18 protein-coding genes are annotated in these 21507 nt (G+C 69.8%); 10 read left to right on the plus strand and 8 right to left on the minus strand.

From position 1 onward, the window contains the following. The first annotated feature begins 102 nt into the window (after positions 1 to 102). The 7 genes from ESP57_RS02190 (at position 103) to ESP57_RS02220 (ending at position 8640) form a co-directional block, all read left to right on the plus strand. The gene (locus ESP57_RS02190) at positions 103 to 1764 is read left to right on the plus strand and encodes an ABC transporter substrate-binding protein (RefSeq protein WP_129230420.1); all 1662 of its coding nucleotides are present in this window, start codon (positions 103 to 105) and stop codon (positions 1762 to 1764) included. Further along, positions 1742 to 2725 (plus strand): ABC transporter permease, encoded by a 984-nt coding sequence (locus ESP57_RS02195; protein ID WP_129230421.1) that lies wholly within the window; start codon positions 1742 to 1744, stop codon positions 2723 to 2725. The genes ESP57_RS02190 and ESP57_RS02195 overlap by 23 nt, the downstream gene beginning before the upstream one ends. Beyond that, positions 2722 to 3597: an ABC transporter permease gene (locus ESP57_RS02200; RefSeq protein WP_129230422.1), complete on the plus strand. Its 876-nt coding sequence runs from the start codon at positions 2722 to 2724 to the stop codon at positions 3595 to 3597. The genes ESP57_RS02195 and ESP57_RS02200 overlap by 4 nt, the downstream gene beginning before the upstream one ends. Then, positions 3594 to 5252: a dipeptide ABC transporter ATP-binding protein gene (locus tag ESP57_RS02205; RefSeq protein WP_129230423.1), complete on the plus strand. Its 1659-nt coding sequence runs from the start codon at positions 3594 to 3596 to the stop codon at positions 5250 to 5252. Before ESP57_RS02200 ends, ESP57_RS02205 begins: the two co-directional genes overlap by 4 nt. 126 nt (positions 5253 to 5378) lie before the next feature. Then, entirely contained in the window at positions 5379 to 7961 is a 2583-nt protein-coding gene (valS, locus tag ESP57_RS02210) for a valine--tRNA ligase (protein ID WP_129230424.1), read from the plus strand. A gap of 8 nt (positions 7962 to 7969) precedes the next feature. Then, positions 7970 to 8416, plus strand: coding sequence for a GNAT family N-acetyltransferase (locus ESP57_RS02215; protein WP_129230425.1), 447 nt, complete (start codon positions 7970 to 7972; stop codon positions 8414 to 8416). Continuing rightward, positions 8416 to 8640 carry a hypothetical protein gene (locus ESP57_RS02220; RefSeq protein ID WP_056009180.1) on the plus strand — a complete coding sequence of 75 codons (225 nt, stop codon included), beginning with the start codon at positions 8416 to 8418 and terminating at the stop codon, positions 8638 to 8640. The genes ESP57_RS02215 and ESP57_RS02220 overlap by 1 nt, the downstream gene beginning before the upstream one ends. A 27-nt stretch (positions 8641 to 8667) precedes the next feature. Here the strand turns inward: ESP57_RS02220 and ESP57_RS02225 are convergent, their stop codons facing one another. Further along, positions 8668 to 9495 carry a methyltransferase domain-containing protein gene (locus ESP57_RS02225; RefSeq protein WP_129230426.1) on the minus strand — a complete coding sequence of 276 codons (828 nt, stop codon included), beginning with the start codon at positions 9493 to 9495 and terminating at the stop codon, positions 8668 to 8670. A gap of 53 nt (positions 9496 to 9548) precedes the next feature. Between ESP57_RS02225 and ESP57_RS02230 the strand changes: the two genes are divergently transcribed. Continuing rightward, positions 9549 to 11597, plus strand: a complete 2049-nt coding sequence (locus ESP57_RS02230) for a M3 family metallopeptidase (RefSeq protein WP_129230427.1) — start codon at positions 9549 to 9551, stop codon at positions 11595 to 11597. A 74-nt stretch (positions 11598 to 11671) separates the two neighbouring features. Here the strand turns inward: ESP57_RS02230 and ESP57_RS02235 are convergent, their stop codons facing one another. The 5 genes from ESP57_RS02235 to sufB are packed head-to-tail and all read right to left on the minus strand — an operon-like array spanning position 11672 to position 15787. Then, a complete protein-coding gene (locus tag ESP57_RS02235; protein ID WP_056009186.1) occupies positions 11672 to 12001 on the minus strand; it encodes a metal-sulfur cluster assembly factor in 330 nt (109 codons plus the stop codon). Positions 12002 to 12021: 20 nt separating this feature from the next. Next, positions 12022 to 12804, minus strand: a complete 783-nt coding sequence (gene sufC / locus ESP57_RS02240) for a Fe-S cluster assembly ATPase SufC (protein WP_056009188.1) — start codon at positions 12802 to 12804, stop codon at positions 12022 to 12024. A gap of 52 nt (positions 12805 to 12856) precedes the next feature. Further along, positions 12857 to 13183: a non-heme iron oxygenase ferredoxin subunit gene (locus tag ESP57_RS02245; protein ID WP_056009190.1), complete on the minus strand. Its 327-nt coding sequence runs from the start codon at positions 13181 to 13183 to the stop codon at positions 12857 to 12859. Position 13184: 1 nt separating this feature from the next. Continuing rightward, positions 13185 to 14354 carry a Fe-S cluster assembly protein SufD gene (sufD, locus tag ESP57_RS02250; RefSeq protein ID WP_243648371.1) on the minus strand — a complete coding sequence of 390 codons (1170 nt, stop codon included), beginning with the start codon at positions 14352 to 14354 and terminating at the stop codon, positions 13185 to 13187. A gap of 14 nt (positions 14355 to 14368) precedes the next feature. Beyond that, complete coding sequence (gene sufB, locus ESP57_RS02255; RefSeq protein ID WP_056009191.1) at positions 14369 to 15787, minus strand: Fe-S cluster assembly protein SufB; 1419 nt, start codon at positions 15785 to 15787, stop codon at positions 14369 to 14371. Between the two features lie 251 nt (positions 15788 to 16038). On the opposite strand from sufB, the gene ESP57_RS02260 reads away from it, so the two are divergent. Beyond that, on the plus strand, positions 16039 to 16944 hold the full coding sequence (locus tag ESP57_RS02260; RefSeq protein ID WP_243648372.1) for a COX15/CtaA family protein: 906 nt from the start codon (positions 16039 to 16041) through the stop codon (positions 16942 to 16944). 79 nt (positions 16945 to 17023) lie between these two features. On the opposite strand, the gene ESP57_RS02265 is transcribed toward ESP57_RS02260, so the two are convergent. Together ESP57_RS02265 and ESP57_RS02270 are read right to left on the minus strand one after the other, a co-directional pair. Next, positions 17024 to 17851: an endonuclease domain-containing protein gene (locus ESP57_RS02265; protein WP_129230429.1), complete on the minus strand. Its 828-nt coding sequence runs from the start codon at positions 17849 to 17851 to the stop codon at positions 17024 to 17026. Positions 17852 to 18149: 298 nt separating this feature from the next. After that, positions 18150 to 19070 carry a heme o synthase gene (locus ESP57_RS02270; protein WP_129230430.1) on the minus strand — a complete coding sequence of 307 codons (921 nt, stop codon included), beginning with the start codon at positions 19068 to 19070 and terminating at the stop codon, positions 18150 to 18152. A 328-nt stretch (positions 19071 to 19398) separates the two neighbouring features. On the opposite strand from ESP57_RS02270, the gene tkt reads away from it, so the two are divergent. Continuing rightward, entirely contained in the window at positions 19399 to 21492 is a 2094-nt protein-coding gene (gene tkt / locus ESP57_RS02275; protein ID WP_129230431.1) for a transketolase, read from the plus strand. The last annotated feature ends 15 nt before the right edge of the window (positions 21493 to 21507 follow it).

Below are 21507 nucleotides of genomic sequence, written 5' to 3' on the forward strand. Positions count from 1 at the left end.
GAAATGCGAACAAGTTGCTTGTCGTGGCCGCACTGCGCTGTCAGGATGAGTGCGGGCCCACGCCGACGCGAGCCCGCCCAGATCCCCACCGCAAGGACCCCGATGCGTGCTGCACCCGTGACCACCTCCCCGACTCCGCGACGGATCGGCATCGCCGCCGTCGCCGTCGTCTCGACGATCGCCCTCACCGCATGCCAGGCACCCGCGCCCGAGGCATCCGGCGAACCGGTCTCCGGCGGCACGCTCGCCTACGCGAGCGGTGACGCGGAGCCCACCTGCCTCGACCCGCACGTGGGCGGCAACTACCCGCAGGCCCTCCTCGCCGGGCAGTTCCTCGAGTCCCTCGTCTCGCGCGACGACTCGGGCGAGATCATCCCCTGGCTCGCCGAGTCGTGGACGGCGGCCGACGACGGGCTCTCGTGGGAGTTCACGCTGCGCGACGACGTCGCCTTCACCGACGGCACGCCGCTCGACGCCGAGGCCGTGAAGGCCAACGTCGAGCACCTGAAGGACCCGGCCACGCAGTCCTCCACCGGCTACCTCGCGCTCGGCAAGGTCGACCGCGTCGAGGTCGTCGACGAGCAGGTCGCGCGGTTCGTCATGAGCTCGCCCGACAGCGCGCTGCTCGAGTCCCTCACGCAGCCGTGGGTCGCCATCGAATCGCCCGCCGGGCTCGCCCGAGGCATGGACGAGAACTGCCAGGCGCCGATCGGCACCGGGCCGTTCATCGTCGACGAGTGGGTCAAGCAGGATCACGTGTCGCTCGTGCGCAACGACGACTACACGTCTCCGCCGGCCGATGCCGCGCACGACGGGCCCGCCTATCTCGAGGCCATCGACTGGCGCTTCGTGCCCGACTCCGCGTCGCGATACGCCGCGCTGCAGGCGGGCCAGGTCGACGTGATCGACAACCCGCAGCCCGACACCATCTCGGCGGCGAAGTCGAACGACTCGCTCGCCTGGCTCGATGCGCCCCGCCCCGGTGCGGCGAACCGCATCGAACTCAACTCGGGCCAGGCGCCGTTCGACGACGAGCGCGTGCGCGAGGCGTTCATCCGCGCGGTCGAGGTCGACGAGGGCATCGACGCGCTCTTCTTCGGCACGGCGGAGCGCTCCTTCTCGCCGCTCTCCTCGGTCGAGGCGCTCGCGTACTCCGACGAGGCGCTCTTCGAGCCCGACCTCGACCGGGCGAACGCGCTGCTCGACGAGGCCGGTTGGACCGAACGCGACGCCGACGGATACCGCGTGAAGGACGGCGCCCGGCTCACGCTGCGGTTCCCGGTCAGCACGAACCAGTCGATCCCGGCCGAGCAGTCCCTGTTCGAGCAGGTGCAGGCGACGGCGAAGGCCGCGGGCTTCGACGTGGTGATCGAGCTCCTCGACCTCTCGAGCTGGTACGGAGCACTCGCCGAGCACGAGTACGAGATCGTGAGCGCGCCGTACACGAAGGTCGGTCCCGACGTGCTGCGCATCCTGTACCACTCCGACAGCATCACTCCGGCGCCCAGCGGCTACTTCGCGAACCTCGCACAGCTCGACGACCCCGAGGTCGACTCGCTCCTGACCGACGCCGCGTCGACGAGCGACGCCGACACCCGCGCCGACCTCTACGAACGCGCGCAGCAGCTCATCCTCGAGGGGTACTACCTGCTACCGCTCTACGACCAGCAGAACAGCTTCCTCCTCAGCACCTCGGTGCAGGGCGCGCGAGCGATGCCCACGGTCTCGACGCCGACCTTCTATGACGCCTGGCTCGCCGACTGACGAGCGCCGCTCGATCCGCGGCGCGACCCTTCGCCGCGCCGGCCTGCTCGTGGCCGGCGCGGTGTTCGTGCTGTGGGCGGTCGCCACGCTCACCTTCTTCGCGATCCGCCTGATCCCCGGCGACCCGGCGCAGGCGATCCTCGGAGGCCCGGGCTCGCAGGCCTCCCAGGAGGCGCTCGACCAGGTCCGCCGCGACTACGGGCTCGACCAGCCGCTCATCGCGCAGTACTTCGCGATGCTCGGCCGGCTCCTCACGGGCGACCTCGGCGTGTCGTACGCCCTGAAGCTGCCCGTCGCCGACCTGCTCGGAGCCCAGCTCGGCGGCACGCTGCTCCTCGCGGCACTCGCCCTGATGCTGGCCTGGATCCTGGCGCTCGGCCTCGCGATCTGGTCGACCGGACGCGGGCGGGTCGCGAGTGCCCTCGGCGAGGGCGTCGAGATCACGGCCGCCGCGCTCCCCCATTTCTGGCTCGCTGCCGTGCTCATCGCGGTCTTCAGCGTCGGACTGGGCTGGCTGCCGCCGGTCGCCACCGGCACCCTCGCCGGATTCGTGCTGCCGGTCGTGACGCTCGCGGTCCCGCTCGCGGGCTTCCTCGCCCAGGTCATGCGCGAGAGCCTCCTCGACGCGATGCAGCAGCCGTTCGTCGTCTCCGCCCGCGCTCGCGGCGAGAGCGCGCTCGGCGTGCGCGCGCGCCACACGATCCGGCACGCGTCACTGCCGGCAATCAGCCTGTCGGGCTGGGCGCTCGGCTGGCTCCTCTCCGGGGCAGTGGTGGTCGAGACGATCTTCGCGATGCCGGGCCTCGGTCGCACGCTGCTGCAGGCGGTGACACTCCGCGACATCCCGGTCGTCACCGGCGTGGTGCTGCTGGTCGCGCTCGTCTACGTGCTCATGACCGTCCTCACCGACCTCGCCGCTCGCATCGCCGACCCCCGACTGCGTCAGGAGGCCGGCCGATGAGCGATCTCGAGCTGCAGCAGGCGACGGCCGTCTCGGCGGCGTCGCATGCGCCGGCACGGCGCCGAGGTCGGATGCCGCGGATCGGCACCGTCCTCGCAGCGGCGTTCGTCGTCTTCCTCCTCGCGGCCACCGTCGCCCCCGAACTCGTCGCCACGCAGGACCCGAACGAGATCGCCCCCGGCGATGCCTTCCAGTCGCCGTCCCTCGCGCACTGGTTCGGCACCGACGAGTCGGGTCGTGACGTCTACAGCCGCGTCGTCGCGGGCACGGCGACCTCCTTGCTGATCGGGGTCACGGCGACCGCGATCGGACTCGCGCTCGGGCTCGGGCTCGGCGTGCTGGCGAGCTTCGGCGGGCGCATCGCCGATTTCAGCGTCAACCGGCTCGTGGAGGTGCTGTTCGCCTTCCCCGGCCTGCTCCTCGCGCTGCTCGTCATCGTCGTGTACGGCCCCGGGCCCGTCACCGCGACGGTCGCGGTCGGACTCTCCACGGCGCCGGGCTACGCCCGGATCATCCGCGGCCAACTCGTCGCGATCCGCTCATCGCAGTACGTCGAGGCTGCGAGGGTGCTCGGCCGCTCGCCGGCCCGCATCATCTCGAGGCACGTCCTGCCGAACGCGCTCCTCCCGATCTTCGTGCTGGCGACGCTCGGCATCGGCCAGGCGATCGTCTGGGCGGCCGCCCTCAGCTATCTCGGGCTCGGCGCCCAGCCGCCCGCCGCCGAGTGGGGTGCCATGCTCGCCGCCGGGCGCACGTACCTCGCGACGGCCTGGTGGATGACGGTGTTCCCGGGTCTCATGATCGTCGGCACGACCATCGCCACGACCGTGCTCGGTCGCGCACTCACACGTCGCGGACGGGGTGAGCGATGAACACGGAAGAGGCTCCGGTGCTCGACGTCTCGCGACTGCGGGTCGCGTTCGACGGGATCGAGGTCGTGCACGGCGTCGATCTCACGATCTCCCCCGGCGAATGCGTCGCCATCGTCGGCGAGTCCGGCTCGGGCAAGTCGGTGACGGCTCGCGCACTGCTCGGCCTCGCCGGTGCCCATTCGCAGGCCACGGCGGAGCGACTGCACATCGACGGCCTCGATCTGCGAGCGGCGGGTGAACGCGAGTGGCGGGCGGTTCGCGGGCGTCGGGCGGGGCTCATCCTGCAGGACGCGCTCGGCTCCCTCGATCCGCTCAGGACCGTCGGCCGCGAAATCGACGACCCGCTCAGGATCCACCTACGACTGTCGGCGGCCGAGCGATCGGCCCGAGTGCTCGAACTCCTCGCCGACGTCGGCATGCCCGACCCGGCGTTCGCCGTCGGGCGCCGTTCGGGCGAGCTGTCGGGCGGGCTGCGACAGCGCGCGCTCATCGCCGCCGCGATCGCGCTCGATCCCCCGCTCCTCATCGCGGACGAGCCGACGACCGCACTCGACGTCACGGTGCAGGCCCGCATCCTGGCGCTGCTCGACGAGATCCGCGGGCGAGGCACCGGGGTGCTGCTCATCAGCCACGACCTCGCCGTGGTGTCGCGCATGGCCGACCGCATCCTCGTCATGCGCGAGGGGCGGATCATCGAGCAGGGCCCCACGCGCACCGTGCTGGAGTCGCCGCAGGAGGACTACACGAAGGCCCTCATCGCGGCGGTCCCGGCGCAGAGCCCGCGCGGCGCACGGCTGTCGATGACACCGGAGCAACCGGCGATCATCGCGACGACGGCCGTCCCGACGCCGCCGGCCGCGGCTTCCGCGGCCGAGGCGGCTCCGCTCCTCGAACTGGCGCACCTCACCAAGACGTTCGCCGTGCCCGGCGGCCGCTTCACCGCCGTCGACGACGTGTCGCTCTCGCTCCGGCGCGGCGAGACGCTCGGGCTCGTCGGCGAATCCGGCTCGGGCAAGACCACGGTGGCGCGGCTGGCCCTCGCCCTCACGGCGCCCGACCGCGGCACGGTGCGCTTCGACGGCGGGCAGTGGTCGGAGCTGGCCGAACGGGACCGGCGCCCCAAGCGCCACCGCATCGGAGCGATCTACCAGGACCCGCTCGCCTCGTTCGACCCGAGGTGGAAGGTCGGGCGCCTCATCGCGGATGCCGCGAACGGCGCCGCGACGAACGGCGCCGCCCGCCCTGATGCTGCTCGGCCCGTCGTGGCGGAGCTGCTCGAGCAGGTGGGGCTCGCGGCATCCGTCGCCGACCGGCGGCCGCTGACCCTGTCGGGCGGCCAACGCCAGCGCGTCGCGATCGCGAGAGCGCTGGCGGCCTCGCCCGAGCTGCTCATCTGCGACGAACCCGTGTCGGCGCTCGACGTGACGATCCAGGCGCAGATCCTCGACCTGCTCGACGAGCTGCAGCGGCAGCGCGGCCTCGCCCTGCTGTTCATCTCGCACGACCTCGGAGTCGTGGCGCACATGGCCGACCGGGTCGCCGTCATGCAGGCCGGCCGCGTGGTCGAGAGCGGCGCCGCCGACGAGGTGTTCGCACGCCCGGAGCATCCGTACACCGCCCGACTCGTCGCCGATTCGCCTCGCCTCCCCCGCTGAACCGGTCGGGCGAGGCACACCGATGCCGTCCAGCCGTCTCGCGGCGCGCTCTCCGGTAGGCTGGATCGTCGCACATTCAGGCACCTCACCACCGACACGGTGCCGCCGATATCGAACCGGAGCATCATGACCGACACCGCGCGCATTCCCGACAAGCCCGCTCTCGAAGGCCTCGAATCGGTTTGGGGCGGCGCCTGGGAGCGCGAGGGCACGTACCGGTTCGACCGGACGTCGGCGACGCGCGAGTGCATCTACTCGATCGACACCCCGCCGCCGACGGCCTCGGGATCGCTCCACATCGGCCACGTCTTCTCCTACACGCACACCGACGTCGTCGCACGATTCCAGCGCATGCGCGGCAAGAGCGTCTTCTACCCGATGGGCTGGGACGACAACGGCCTGCCGACGGAACGCCGCGTGCAGAACTACTACGGCGTGCGCTGCGACCCAACACTCGCCTACATCGAGGGCTTCGTGCCGCCGTTCGAGGGCGGCGACGGCAAGTCGACGAAGGCCGCCGACCAGGTGCCGATCAGCCGGCGCAACTTCATCGAGCTCTGCGAGCGGCTGACGGTCGAAGACGAGCAGCAGTTCGAGGCGCTCTGGCGCCAGCTCGGCCTGTCGGTCGACTGGACCCAGACCTATCGCACGATCGGCGACGAGTCGCTCTTCGCGTCGCAGCTCGCCTTCGTGCGCAACGTCGAGCGCGGAGAGGCGTATCAGGCGCTCGCCCCGACCCTGTGGGACGTCACGTTCCGCACGGCCGTCGCGCAGGCCGAGCTCGAGGACCGCGAGCAGCCGGGCCACTACCACCGCGTCTCGTTCCACCGCCCCGACGGCGGCATCATCGAGATCGAGACGAGCCGTCCCGAGCTCATCCCCGCGTGCGTGGCCCTCGTGGCCCACCCCGACGACGAGCGCTACCAGCCGCTCTTCGGCACGACCGTCACCTCGCCCGTCTTCGGCGTCGAGGTGCCCGTCCTCGCCCACCACCTCGCCCAGAAGGACAAGGGCACCGGCATCGCCATGATCTGCACCTTCGGCGACATCACCGACGTCGTGTGGTGGCGCGAGCTCGACCTGCCGAACCGCGCGATCATCGGCTTCGACGGCCGCGTCATCGCCGACGCCCCCGACGTCATCACCTCAGACGCGGGCAAGGCGGCGTTCGCCGAGCTGGCCGGCAAGACCACCTTCTCGGCGAAGCAGGCCGTGGTGCAGCAGCTCCGCGACTCGGGCGACCTCCTCGCCGACCCGAAGTCGATCACCCACCCGGTGAAGTTCTTCGAGAAGGGCGACAAGCCGCTCGAGATCGTTTCGACGCGCCAGTGGTACATCCGCAACGGCGCTCGCGACGAGGCACTGCGTGAGCGACTCCTCTCGCACGGCCGCGAGATCGACTGGCACCCCGACTTCATGCGCGTGCGCTACGAGAACTGGGTCGGCGGCCTCTCAGGCGACTGGCTCGTCTCGCGGCAGCGGTTCTTCGGCGTGCCGATCCCCGTCTGGTACCCGCTCGACGCCGCCGGCGACCCCAAGTTCGACGAGCCGATCGTCGCGACCCGCGAGATGCTGCCGGTCGACCCGTCGTCGGCCGCCGCACCCGGCTTCGACGAGTCGCAGCGCGGCGAGGCCGGCGGCTTCATCGGCGAGCACGACGTCATGGACACCTGGGCGACGTCGTCGCTGACTCCGCAGCTCGCCGGCGGCTGGGAACGCGACCCCGAGCTCTTCGACCTGGTCTTCCCGTATTCGCTCCGGCCCCAGGGCCAGGACATCATCCGGACCTGGCTGTTCTCGACCACGCTCCGCGCCGAGCTCGAGCACGGCGTCGCGCCGTGGGCGAACGCGTCGATCTCGGGCTTCATCGTCGACCCCGACCGCAAGAAGATGTCGAAGTCGAAGGGCAACGTCGTCACGCCGGCCGGGCTCCTCGACCAGCACGGCTCCGACGCGGTGCGCTACTGGGCGGCATCCTCGCGTCTCGGCACCGACGCGGCCTTCGACCCGCAGAACCCGACGCAGGTCAAGATCGGCCGCCGCCTCGCCATCAAGGTGCTGAACGCGGCGAAGTTCATCCTCGGCTTCGACGGCCGAGCGGATGCCCCGGTCACCATGCCCGTCGATCGCAGCATGCTCGCCGAGCTCACCGGTGTCGTCGAGCGCGCCACGCGATCGCTCGAGGCCTACGACCACGCACGTGCGCTCGAACTCGCCGAGACGTTCTTCTGGACGTTCTGCGACGACTACCTCGAGCTCGTGAAGGAGCGCGCCTACGGCGAGCCGAGCCCCGAGCAGGCGTCGGCCGTGGCGGCACTGAAGACCGCACTCGACGTGCTGCTCCGTCTGTTCGCTCCCGTCATCCCGTTCGCGACCGAAGAGGCGTGGCGCTGGTCGCACGAGGGCTCGGTGCACGTGGCGTCGTGGCCGAGCGTCGACGAACTGGCCGCGCGCGGTGAAGCCGGTGTCGAGCTCCTCGAGATCGCCGGCCTCGCGCTGACGGGCATCCGACGGGCCAAGACCGACGCGAAGGCGTCGCAGAAGACGCCCGTCGCGAGTGCCGTGATCGCAGCGCCGGCCGCGACGATCGCGTTGCTGGAGTCGGTCGCATCAGATCTGCGTGCGGTGGGGCGCATCGCCGAGCTCGGCTTCGTCGAAGCCGAGTCGTTCGAAGTCCGCGACGTCGTCTTCGAGGCGCCGTCGGAATAGGGGGAACCATGAACTACGAGATCCGATCGGCCGGTGACGACGACTTCTTCGGTTGGCTGCCGCTGTTCGAGGCGTATTGCCGCTTCTACGAGACCGAACTCGACGACGCCAAGGCGCTGATCGTCTGGAACTGGATCCGCGACGAGTCCGAGCCGGTGCACGCCGCACTCGCCGTCGACGACGAGGGTCGCCCTGTGGGGCTCGCCCACTACCGGGCGGTGCCGAACTCGCTCACGGCGACGCGGGGCATGTATCTCGACGACCTCTACGTCGACGAGGGCGCTCGCGGGTCCGGGATCGGTCGAGCGCTCATCGAGTACGTGCACGCCCGTGCGGCCGAGATCGGCCAGGGCGGCGTCAGCTGGATCACGGCTGAGGACAACGCGCCCGCGCAGCAGGTCTACGACCAGCTCGCCAAGCGTACGAGCTGGGTGACGTACGAGATGGACGCCTGATGCGGCTCGGCACCCGCTGGGCGTTCGGCGCCGAGCCGCCGGCATCCGTGCCCGTGGAGCTGCGCGAGCGCATCGCCGCGGCCGAGACGGCGTTCACCGGCGACGGGGCGGACCGTCACTGGACTCTCACGTGGCTCGAGGGCCGACCGATCGCCGAGCTCGACGACGGCACGGTCGTGCGCGACACCATCGTCGACGCGCACGACGCCGACGAGGACTGGTAGCGGGCACCAGCGCACCCGCTCTGCGCTCTACACCCGCGCGATGATCTCGCCGTGCGGCATGAGCAGCCAGCCGTCGTCATCGGCGGCCCAGCTCCGCCACGCGTCGGCGATGCGCCGGAGCTCATCGGGGCTCGAGTGCCCGGATTCGATCGCGTGCGCCGCGAACTGCGACTCCGTCGCGCGCTCGGCCCAGGCGCCGCCCCACCATTCGCGTTCGAGAGCGGTGGAGAAGACCCACACGGCGCCGGTCGTGGCGACGTCGACGAAGCCGGCGTCGCGCGCCCAGCCCTTCAGGTGGCGGCCGGCATCGGGCTCGCCCCCGTTCCATTCGTGCACCGCGTGATAGAGCTCCAGCCAGCGAGCGAGACCGGGTGATGCGGGATTCCAGATGACGCCGCCGTAGTCGACGTCGCGCACGGCGACGATGCCGCCGGGCTTCACGACGCGGCGGAGCTCGCGCAGCGCGTCGACGGGTCGTGCGAGGTGCTGCAGCACCTGGTGGGCATGTGCGACATCGAAGGTGTCGTCGTCGAAGTCGAGCGCATAGGCGTCGCCGACGGCGAAACCGACGTTCTCCACGCCCTCGCTCTCCGCGAGTCCGGTCGCTGCGGCGACCACTTCGGCCGAGGCGTCGATGCCGACGACCGTTCCCGGTCGCACACGACGGGCCAGGTCGATCGTGATGGTGCCCGGTCCGCTCCCCACGTCGAGCACGCGTGCTCCCTCGCGCAGATGCGGCACGAGGTAGGCGGCCGAGTTCTCCACCGTGCGCCACGAGTGCGTGCGCAGCACACTGGCGTGGTGGCCGTGCGTGTAGGCGTCTCGAAGACCGGATGCAGGGCGTTCGGTGCTCATGTTCCGAGCCTAGGCTCATGTCCGCCGGCGTGACAGCGAACTACGGTGGACGGATGACGACCGAGCACTCCAATCCCTTCCTCGAGCCCAGTCCGTTGCCGTATCGCCTCCCGCTCTTCGCCCTCATCCGGCCCGAGCACTATCGCGAGGCGATCGATGCCGGCATGCGCGAGCAGCGCCGGGCCATCGAGTCGATCGCCACGGATGCCGCGGCGCCGACGTTCGAGAACACGGTCGTCGCCCTCGAACGCTCGGGAGAGGTGCTGCGCCGAGTGCTCCCGGTCTTCGAGAACGCGAGCTCAGCCGACAGCGATGCCGCGATCGACGCCATCGAGGTGGAGCTCGCACCGCTCCTCTCGGCCCATCGCGACGCGATCAGGCTCGATCCTCGGCTCTACGCCCGACTCTCCGAGCTGCAGGCTGCACGCGACGGTCTCGAGCTCGATGCCGAGTCGGTCGAGCTGCTCGACAAGTATCACCGCACCGCGACGCTCGCGGGCGCCGCGCTCGGTGAAGCGGAGCGCGGCGAGCTCACGGCACTCAACACCCGGATCTCCGAGCTCACGACGGCATTCCAGCAGCATCTCCTCGCCGACGCGAACGATCTCGCGCTGCACTTCACCGACCCCGACGACCTCGCAGGACTCGACGAGGGGCGGCGCTCAGCCGCGCGCGAGGCCGCGATCTCCCGAGGCCTCGACGGCTGGCTCATCACGCTCGTGCTGCCGACGGGCCAGCCGACGCTCGCGGCCCTCGAGCGCGACGCCGTGCGCGATCGCCTGCTCGCCGCATCACGGGCACGCGGATGCCGCGGCGGCGCCCACGACACCCGCGAGACGCTGCTCGAGATCGTGCGGCTCCGCGCCGAGCGTGCTGCGCTCCTCGGCTTCACCAGCCACGCCGCTGCCGTCACCGTCGACGAGACCGCGGGCACGCCCGACGCCGTGGCCGAACTGCTCGACCGACTCACGCCCGCGGCGACGGCGAACGCCCGACGCGAAGCGCTCGCCCTCGCCGAGCGGGCCGCAGCCACCGGCCGGCGCCCGATCGAGGCATCCGACTGGGCGCTGCTGAGCGAATCGGTGCGCCGCGAACGCTACGCCGTCGACCTCGACGAGATGCGTCCATACCTGGAGTTCGATCGGGTGCTGACGCGGGGCGTGTTCCACGCTGCGCACCTGCTCTACGGGCTCACGTTCGCCGAACGCACCGACCTCGTCGGCTACCACCCCGAGACCCGCGTGTTCGAGGTGTTCGAGGAGGACGGAACGCCCGTCGGCCTCTACCTGCTGGACCTGTACACGCGGGACTCGAAGCGGGGCGGCGCATGGATGAGCTCCCTCGTCGAGCAGTCGAAGCTCGAGGGCACCCTGCCGGTCGTGGTGAACAACATGAACGTCGCCCGGCCTGCCGCGGGCGAGCCGACCCTGCTCACGCTCGACGAGACCGAGACGCTCTTCCACGAGTTCGGCCATGCGCTGCACGGGCTGCTCTCCGACGTCGTGCATCCCTCGATGTCGGGCACGAACGTGTACCGCGACTTCGTCGAGCTGCCGAGCCAGGTCAACGAGCTGTGGGTGCTGCGGCCCGAGGTGCTCGGCGAGTACGCGGTGCATCACGAGACGGGCGAGCGGATGCCGCAACAGCTCGTCGACCGACTGCTGGCGTCGCGCACGTTCAACGAGGGGTTCTCGACGACCGAGTACCTCGCCGCGGCGGTGCTCGACCAGGCGTGGCACCGACTCTCCCCCGCCGAAGCCGACGCGGTTGCCGACGTCGCACAATTCGAGCGGGACGCGCTCGCCGCGGCCGGACTCGACGATCCCCTCGTGCCGCCGCGCTACTCGAGCACTTACTTCGCGCATGTCTTCGCGGGCGGCTACGACGCCGGGTACTACTCGTACATCTGGAGCGAGGTGCCGGGCGCCGACATCATGGCGTGGTTCGAGTCGAACGGCGGCGCGACCAGGGAGAACGGCGAACGCTATCGGGCCGAGATCCTGGCCCCGGGCGGATCACGCGATCCGCGGGAGTCGATCCGGCGCCTCCTCGGGCGCGAACCCGAGATCGGCGCGCTCCTCGAGCGCCGCGGCCTCGCCTGAGACGGCGGATGCCCCGTGCAGCGTGCTGCACGGGGCATCCGAAGGTATCGAGCGGGTGGCTCGCGTCGCGGGACTCAGATCGCGAAGCCGAGAGCCCGCATCATGTCGCGGCCGTCGTCGGTGATGCGCTCGGGGCCCCACGGCGGCATCCACACCCAGTTGATGCGGAACGCATCCACGGTGCCGTCGAGTGCTTCGGCGGTCTGCTCCTCGATGACGTCGGTGAGCGGGCATCCGGCGCTCGTGAGCGTCATGTGGATGACCAGCGCGTCGTTCTCCTCATCCCAACCGAGGTCGTAGATGAGGCCGAGGTCGACGATGTTGACCCCGAGCTCGGGGTCCATGACGTCTTTCAGCGCTTCTTCGACCTGGTCGTAGCGCTCTGGTGCGAGGGAGGTGACCATGCTGGGATTCTACTCTCGGCCTATTCCGCCGTCACCGCTTCGGCCGCCGACTCCGCGACCTGGTAACGGTCGTAGCCCTCTTCTTCGAGGCGGTCGGCGAGCTCTGCGCCGCCCTGCTCGGCGATCTTGCCCGCGACGAAGACGTGCACGAAGTCGGGCTTGATGTAGCGGAGGATACGCGTGTAGTGCGTGATGAGCAGCACGCCGAGGCCCGTGTTCGAGTGCGCGCGGTTGACGCCCTCGGAGACGATCTTCAGTGCGTCGACGTCGAGGCCGGAATCGGTCTCGTCGAGCACGGCGAACTTCGGCTTCAGCAGCTCGAGCTGGAGGATCTCGTTGCGCTTCTTCTCGCCGCCCGAGAAGCCCTCGTTGACGTTGCGCTCGGCGAACGCCGAGTCCATCTTGAGGTTCGACATCGATTCGCGGACGTCCTTGATCCAGCCGCGGATCGCAGGCGCCTCGCCGTCGATCGCCGTCTTGGCGGTGCGGAGGAAGTTCGTCACGGTCACGCCGGGGATCTCGACGGGGTACTGCATCGCGAGGAAGACGCCGGCGCGTGCGCGCTCGTCGACCGACATCTCGAGCACGTTCTCGCCGTCGAGGAGGATCTCGCCCTCGACGACCTGGTACTTGGGGTGGCCGGCGATCGTGTACGCGAGCGTCGACTTGCCCGAGCCGTTGGGGCCCATGATCGCGTGGATCTCGCCCTCGTTGATGACGAGGTCGACGCCGCGCAGGATCTCGCGCGTGCCCTGCTCGGTCTCGACGTTGACGTGGAGGTTCTTGATCTCGAGAACGGACATGTTCGTAATGATCTCTTTCGGTTGCCGGCCGTTCCGGGCCGGAGAAGGTGTGTCAGACGGCCAGGGTGACCGCGGGATCGATGTGGACGTCGCCGTCCTTGAGCTCGACCTGGTAGACCGGGACGGGCTCGTACGCGGGCAGCGTCAGCGGCTTGCCCGTCTTGAGGGAGAACATGGAGCCGTGGGCCCAGCACTCGAGGGTGTCGTCTTCGACGAAGCCCTCGGCGAGCGAGATGTCGCCGTGCGTGCAGGTGTCTCCGATCGCGAAGACATCACCCGCAGCGTCTTTCACGACCGCGATGGGAACGCCCTCGAGCACGAAGCGCGAAGCTTCGTTGACAGCGAGGTCGTCGATGGCGCACACACGCACGGATGTCACGTCAGCGACCTTCCAGTTCAGCCTCGATCGCCGCCGTGAGGCGGGCTTCGAGGTCGGCCGAGCCGATCTTCTGCACGATGTCGGTGAGGAAGCCGCGCACGACGAGACGACGCGCCTCGTCTTCGCGGATGCCGCGTGCCATGAGGTAGAACAGCTGCTCGTCGTCGAAACGACCCGTGGCACTCGCGTGTCCGGCGCCTTCGATGTCGCCGGTCTCGATCTCGAGGTTCGGCACGGAGTCGGCCCGCGTGCCCTCGGTGAGCACGAGGTTGCGGTTCTGCTCGTAGCTGTCGGTGCCGACCGCGGCGTTGCCGATGAGCACGTCGCCGATCCACACGGTGCGCGCACCGGCGCCCTGCAGGGCGCCCTTGTAGGTCACGCGGCTCTTGGTGTGCGGGGCGTCGTGGTGCACGAAGACCTGCTGCTCGAGGTGCTGGCCGGCATCGGCGAAGTACAGGCCGAGGGCCTCGATGTCGGCGCCCTGCTCGGCGAGGTGGGTCGAGGGGTTCACCCGGACGACGTTGCCGCCGAGGGAGACCACGATGTGCTTCAGGAACGCGTCGCGGCCGAGGCGGGCGAACTGGCTCGAGAGGTGCACGGCCTCGTCGTCCCACTCCTGCAGGGAGACCACCGTGAGGGATGCCCCGGCGCCGACGAGGATCTCGACGTTCTCGCTGAGGCGGGCAGTGCCCGTGCCGGCGAGCACGACGAAGCCGCGGCTGTTCGGTGCGGCCTCGATGACGGTGTGCGCGGCACGCGGCGCGTCGCCGAGGCCCGTGCGGGTCACGAATGCGATCTTCTCGTCTTCACCGGTGACGGAGACGAGCAGGGCCTCGCCGAACGTCGACCACGCGTTGGCGCTCGCCCGCTCTTCGGGCGTGCCCGCCGTGCCGATGCGCGAGTCGCCCCGCGGGATGTACGAGAAGGCGATGCCCGAGGCATCCGTCGTCTCGATCGGCAGGCGCGACCCGTCGAGCTCGCCGCCGATCAGGTCGGCGAAGGTCGCGATCGGGGAGAACTTCCACTCGTGCTCGCGACCGGTGACGGGTGCGAACTCGTCGACGTTCACCGAGCGGAAGCGCTCGGAGCGGGTCTGCACGGGCACGAAGGCGCCGTCGGAGTGCGCGACGAGGCCGTGCTGCTCCGCGGTGGGCATGGCTGTGCTGGTCATCTGGGCGGTCACTACTAGCCCACCGATCCTTCCATGCCCATTTCGATGAGCTTGTTGAGTTCCATCGCGTATTCCATGGGGAGCTCGCGCGCGATCGGCTCGATGAAGCCGCGCACGATCATCGACATGGCCTCGGTCTCGTCGATGCCACGGCTCATCAGGTAGAAGAGCTGCTCCTCGCTGACCTTGGAGACGGTCGCCTCGTGTCCGAGCTTCACGTCGTCGACGCGGATGTCGATCGCCGGGTAGGTGTCGGAACGGGAGATCGTGTCGACGAGCAGGGCGTCGCAGACGACGCTGTTCGCCGAGTGGTGCGCGTTCGCGTCGATGCGCACCTCGCCGCGGTAGCCGGCCCGGCCACCGCCGCGCGCGATCGACTTCGAGACGATCGACGACTGCGTGTACGGCGCCATGTGGATCATCTTCGCGCCCGCGTCCTGGTGCTGGCCCGGGCCCGCGAAGGCGACCGAGAGGGTCTCGCCCTTGGCGTGCTCGCCCATGAGGAAGATCGACGGGTACTTCATCGTGACCTTCGAGCCGATGTTGCCGTCGACCCACTCCATGGTGGCGCCTTCGGCAGCGGTCGCGCGCTTGGTCACGAGGTTGTAGACGTTGTTCGACCAGTTCTGGATCGTCGTGTAGCGCACGCGTGCGTCTTTCTTCACGATGATCTCGACGACGGCCGAGTGCAGCGAGTCGCTCTTGTAGATCGGCGCCGTGCAGCCCTCGATGTAGTGCACGTAGCTGCCCTCGTCGGCGATGATCAACGTGCGCTCGAACTGGCCCATGTTCTCGGTGTTGATGCGGAAGTAGGCCTGCAGCGGGATCTCGACGTGCACGCCCTTCGGCACGTAGACGAACGAACCGCCCGACCACACGGCCGTGTTGAGCGCCGCGAACTTGTTGTCGCCGGCGGGGATGACGGTGCCGAAGTACTCCTCGAAGAACTCGGGGTGCTCCTTCAGGGCGGTGTCGGTGTCCATGAAGATGACACCCTGGCGCTCGAGCTCTTCGTTGATCTGGTGGTAGACCACCTCGGACTCGTACTGCGCGGCGACGCCGGCGACGAGGCGTTGGCGCTCGGCCTCGGGGATGCCGAGCTTCTCGTACGTGTTCTTGATGTCGTCGGGCAGGTCTTCCCAGGTCTGGGCCTGCTTCTCGGTCGAGCGCACGAAGTACTTGATGTTGTCGAAGTCGATCTCCGACAGGTCGGCGCCCCACGTGGGCATCGGCTTGCGCTCGAAGAGCTGCAGGGCGCGCTGGCGACGCTGGAGCATCCATTCGGGCTCCGATTTCAGCGCGGAGATGTCGGCGACGACCTCCGGCGAGATGCCGCGTCGGGCTGATGCCCCCGCGGCGTCGGAGTCGGCCCAGCCGAACTCGTAGGTGCCGAGTCCTTCGAGTTCCGGTCGGTCGATCAGTACGTCCGTCATGCTCTCCCTCTTCTCCTCCCGTGCAACCGGCTATCAGGCCGGCTCATTCCCCTCGTGAGTCGAGGTGCTCGTTGAGTGGGTGATGATGTGCCCGGTGGCGCTAGTGCCAACCTAAGATGGTATGCGGCCCGTGGCGCGCGATCTCGCGCGGTCGGCGGGCCTACCAACCCCTCAAGTCTATAGGGTCGCGGCAGGCGCCGGGCAGGACTCCCAGTGCCGTCACAGCGCGATCCGGATCAGGAACGACCCGCGTGACCCGCTCTCTCCGCTTCTTCGCCTGGGCCTCGTTCGTCGCGCAGGTCACGATCATCGCGACGGGCGGCGCGGTGCGGCTGACCGGGTCCGGCCTCGGCTGCCCGACCTGGCCCACCTGCACGGCCGAGTCCCTGGTGCCGACCGACGAGCTGACGTACCACTCGCTCATCGAGTTCGGCAATCGCATGATGACGGGCGTGGTCGGCATCATCGCGCTCGTCGTGTTCGTGCTCGTCTGGCGCATCCGTCGCGAGCGGCGCGACCTCTTCACCCTGTCGTTCATCGTCGGCGTCGGCATCGTCGCGCAGGCGATCGTGGGCGGCATCACTGTGTGGACCGGGCTGAACCCGTTCATCGTCGGGTTCCACTACGTCTCGTCCCTCGCGCTCGTCTGCGTCACCGCGGCGTTCCTCGCCCGCATGGACTCCCCCGCCGGTCCGCGCGAACCCGCGGTTCCCGGGTGGTACGCCGGCCTCACCCACCTCACGAGCGCGGTGCTGCTCGTCTCGATCGTCTTCGGCGTGCTGACCACCGGCTCTGGGCCGCACTCGGGCGATGCCGAAGCCGGTCGCACGGGCTTCGACTCCGAGATCCTCGAGCACGTGCACGCGTGGCCCGGCTACGCGCTGCTCGTGCTCACCCTCGTGCTCGTCGTCGCGGCGTGGCGGCTGAAGCTGCCGACGCTCCGCTGGTCGATCGCACTGCTCGCGGTCGAGCTCGTGCAGGTCGGCGTCGGCCTCTACCAGGCGCGGAACGGCCTACCGGCGTTCGCGGTCGGCGTGCACATGGTGCTCGCAGCGCTCACGGCGGCCGCGATGACGATCGTGATCATGCGACTCAAACGCCCCGTGGCGGCCGATGCCGCGGCCGAAGCGTCGCCCGTCGAGGCATCCGCTCACTGACGCCGCCGCAGCTTCGGAGATCTGCATCCGCCCGGGCTCCGTTCGCTGATCTCATCCGATCTCGTGCAGGCCACCTGCCTCATGCCGCGCGAAGGTGCAGACCCTGGCCGACTGCACGGACGATGACGTGCTGCACACCCGGCCAGTCGTCGACCACCTGTCGGTACCCGACACGGATGACACGGTAACCGCTCAGCAGCAACGCCGCGTCATGGGCGTTGTCCGCGACACGCTGTTCGCCGATGTGATGCCCGCCGTCGATCTGCAGCACCAGGCGATCGCCCAGCAGGAAGTCGACCCTGTGACCCTCGATCCACGCCTGCGGAACGATTCGGATGCCGAGCCATCGAAGTCGCGGCAGCACGATCGATTCGAGCCCGGAATCGGCGAACGGGTTCGCGGCGACGAGCAGATCGCGCGCCCGACCGCGCAGTGCGAGCCGCGAGAGCCCCTCGAGATCGACGAGACCCTTCCGGAGGGCCGACTCCCACACGGTGAGCGCCGCCTCGAACGGCTGGCACGCAGCGACCAGCGCGAGCACGTTCTCGATCGGATCCACGAGCGAGTCCGGATGCCGCGGCAGCACCGGTCGCGCCCAGTGCACAGTGCCGTGGTGCTCGGGCACGGCAGCGTGCGGAGCGGCGGCGACGTGCAGCCTCGGATGCGCGAGCACCCAGAGCCCGAGGCGACGCGCCTGGGTGATGCACGAGAGCACCACTCCCGCCGTCGCTGCCGCGCGGAGGTCGCGATCGGCGTCGGGCAGTGCCAGCCAGTTGCGGCGCACTCGAATGACGATGCCCTGGTCGACCGCGGTCCGGAGGTGATGGCGTGAGTACCCGACCGCCTGGAGGCTCGTCGCCCTGGCGACTCCACCTGCACGTCGCATCGCGTGTTCGAGGTCTCTCATGTCGACGACGATGCCGCGGCGGCGACCGACGAGACGCGGCGCGAGGCGATCGGTGGCGGATCGGCCAAGGAACGGGGCAGAGGAGGAGGAGTCGCCTGCACCGCAAAAACGGTGATCCGCGCCGGATCGGACCCGGATGCCGGATGGCTCCGATTCTGCGCAGATCTCCGAGGCAGTGGCGGCCGCCGAATTGACGGCAGGACGACGGGCCGGTCGGCGGGCGCGGGCCGAACCGGCGGCCGGCCGCCGGCTGCCTGCTGCCGACTGCCGGTAGGCAGAGGCTACGCGGGCGGTGCGGCTAGAACGGCAGCAGCGGGTCGATGCCGACCGCGAGGAACAGCAGCGACAGGTAGGCGATCGAGCCGTGGAAGACCCGCATCGGGGAGACCTGCTGGTGGCGGATCGCGAGGTTGTACAGGCGGTGGGTCTCGTAGATGAACCAGACCCCGGTGACGACGGCGACCGTCGAGTAGACGAGCCCCATGCCGGCGATCGGGATGAGCAGCAGGGAGCACGCCACGGTCGCCCACGCATAGAGGATGACCTGCAGCCCCACCTGCGCGCGACCGCGGACGACGGCGAGCATGGGCACGCCTGCAGCCGCGTAGTCGTCTTTGTACTTCATCGAGAGCGGCCAGTAGTGCGGCGGCGTCCAGAGGAAGATGATGAGGAAGAGGATGAACGGCGGCCAGCTGAGGTCGCCGGTGACCGCGGCCCAGCCGATGAGCACTGGCATGCATCCAGCGACGCCGCCCCACACGATGTTCTGCGCCGTGCGGCGCTTCAGGATCAGGCTGTAGAAGACGACGTAGAGCAGGATCGCCCCGAGCGAGAGCGCCGCGGCGAGCCAGTTCGTGAAGAGGCCGAGCCAGACGATCGACGCGATGCCGAGTCCGTAGGCGAACACGAGGGCCTCTCGGTCGCTCAGTTCGCCGGTGACGAGCGGGCGCCCCTGCGTGCGCTTCATGACGCGGTCGATGTCGCGGTCGATGTAGCAGTTGAACGCTCCGGCCGAACCGGCGCTCATGGCCCCGCCGATGAGGGTCGCGATGAGCAGCCAGAGGCTCGGCAGCCCTTGCTGGGCGAGGATCATCGTCGGTGCGGTCACGACGAGCAGCAGCTCGATCACGCGCGGCTTGGTGAGCGCGAGGTAGGCGGCGAGCTTTCGCCGTACGGTCATCGCCGGTCGGTCGTGTCGGGTCTCTACGGCTGCCTGCATCGTTCCTCTTCCGGCGCGCGGGCGCGCATGTGCCGCCACGCCCGCGTTCGATTCTATGACATCATGTGTCGATGGTGCAGGTAAGCGTTTTCCCGCCATGCCCCGCGCCTCACTCCCCCCGACGGGTCTCGTGAACTTCCCGTCACGGTCACGAAACGTGAGGAGTCCATATACTTGGCATTGCGCGCCCGACGGCGCGAATTCGAACTGCCGTCCGGTGCCGACGACCAACGGGTCATCCGCCGGGCACATCGCGCCGTAGCGACTCCGGCGGTGACGGGGAACATCGGTTCCCGGCGCCGTCCATGACCGGAAGGAACAGCACATCGTGGCAACTCTGCAGTGGGAATCTCTCGACGACCAGGCGGTCGACACGGCCCGCGTCCTCGCGGCCGACGCCGTCGAGAAGGTCGGTAACGGGCATCCCGGCACCGCGATGAGCCTCGCGCCCGCCGCCTATCTCCTCTTCCAGAAGGTCATGCGCCGCGATCCGTCCGATCACGCGTGGCTCGGCCGCGACCGCTTCATCCTCTCCGCGGGTCACTCCTCGCTGACGCAGTACGTGCAGCTCTTCCTCGCCGGCGACGGCCTCGAGCTCTCCGACCTCGAGTCGCTGCGCACCTGGGGTTCGAAGACCCCCGGTCACCCCGAGTACGGCCACACCGCGGGCGTCGAGATCACGACCGGCCCGCTCGGCCAGGGCCTCGCCTCGGCCGTGGGCTTCGCGTACGCCGCTCGCTTCGAGCGCGGCCTCTTCGATCCGGATGCCGCAGCGGGCACGAGCCCGTTCGACCACTTCGTCTACGTCGTCGCGGGCGACGGCGACCTGCAGGAAGGCATCACAAGCGAGGCGTCCTCGCTCGCCGGCCACCAGCAACTCGGCAACCTCGTCGTGATCTACGACTCCAACCAGATCTCGATCGAAGACGACACCAACATCGCCTTCACCGAAGACGTCGCGAAGCGCTACGAGTCCTACGGATGGCACGTGCAGACCGTCGACTGGAAGAAGACGGGCGAGTACGTCGAAGACGTCGCCGAGCTGCACGCCGCGATCGAGGCCGCCAAGGGCGAGTCCGACAAGCCGTCGATCATCATCCTGAAGACGATCATCGGCTGGCCCTCGCCCGGCAAGCAGAACTCCGGCAAGATCCACGGCTCGGCCCTCGGCGCCGCCGAGCTCGCCGCGACGAAGGAGGTGCTCGGCTTCGACCCCGAGCAGAGCTTCGTCGTCGCCGAAGAGGTGCTCTCCCACACGCGTGGCGCCGTCGAGCGCGGAGCAGCCGAGCACGCCGAGTGGCAGCTCGCCTTCGACGCATGGGCGGCGGCGAACCCCGACCGCAAGGCGCTCCTCGACCGCCTCGAGGCCGGCGAGCTCCCCGCCGACGTCGAATCCGTCCTCCCCGTCTTCGAGGGCGGCACCGAGGTCTCCACGCGCGCCGCGTCGGGCAAGGTCATCAACGCCCTCGCCGGCGTGCTGCCCGAGCTCTGGGGCGGTTCGGCCGATCTCGCCGAGTCGAACCTGACCACGATCAACGGGGCGGCGTCGTTCATCCCGGCCGAGTGGTCCACGCACGAGTTCTCGGGCAACCCCTACGGCCGCGTGCTGCACTTCGGCATCCGCGAGCACGCCATGGGCGCCATCGTCAACGGCATCGTGCTGCACGGGAAGACGCGCGCCTTCGGCGGCACCTTCCTCATCTTCAGCGACTACATGCGGCCCGCCGTGCGCCTCGCGGCGCTCATGCAGGTGCCGTCGATCTTCGTCTGGACCCACGACTCCGTCGCCCTCGGCGAAGACGGCCCGACCCACCAGCCGATCGAGCAGCTCGCGACGCTCCGGGCGATCCCGGGCCTCACGGTCGTGCGGCCCGCCGACGCCAACGAGGTCGCGCACGCCTGGCTCGAGGTCCTGAAGCGCACGGATGCCCCGGCGGGCATCGCCCTCACCCGCCAGAACATCCCCGTGTTCGTGCGGGGCGCGGCCGAGGCATCCGGCGACACTCTCGCTGCCGCATCGAACGTCTCGAAGGGCGCCTACGTGCTCGCCGAGGCCGCATCGGGCACGCCCGACGTGATCATCATCGCGACCGGCTCCGAGGTGCAGCTCGCGCTCGCGGCCCGCGAGACGCTCGCGGCGGAGGGCATCGGCGCTCGCGTCGTCTCGGCTCCGTCGCTCGAGTGGTTCGAGGAGCAGCCGGCCGAGTACCGCGGGCAGGTGCTGCCCGCCGGCGTCACGGCCCGCGTCTCGGTCGAGGCCGGCCTCGCGCTGTCGTGGCACCGCTACCTCGGTTCGCGCGGCCGTGCGGTGTCGATCGAGCACTTCGGCGCCTCCGCCGACTACAAGACCCTGTTCCGCGAGTTCGGCATCACGGCTGAAGCCGTCGTCGCCGCCGCCAAGGAATCGCTCGCGTCGGCCTGACGCGCGCCAGAAGAG

The organism is Agromyces fucosus (assembly GCF_004134865.1).
In the GTDB taxonomy this organism is placed as follows: Bacteria; Actinomycetota; Actinomycetes; order Actinomycetales; family Microbacteriaceae; genus Agromyces; species Agromyces fucosus.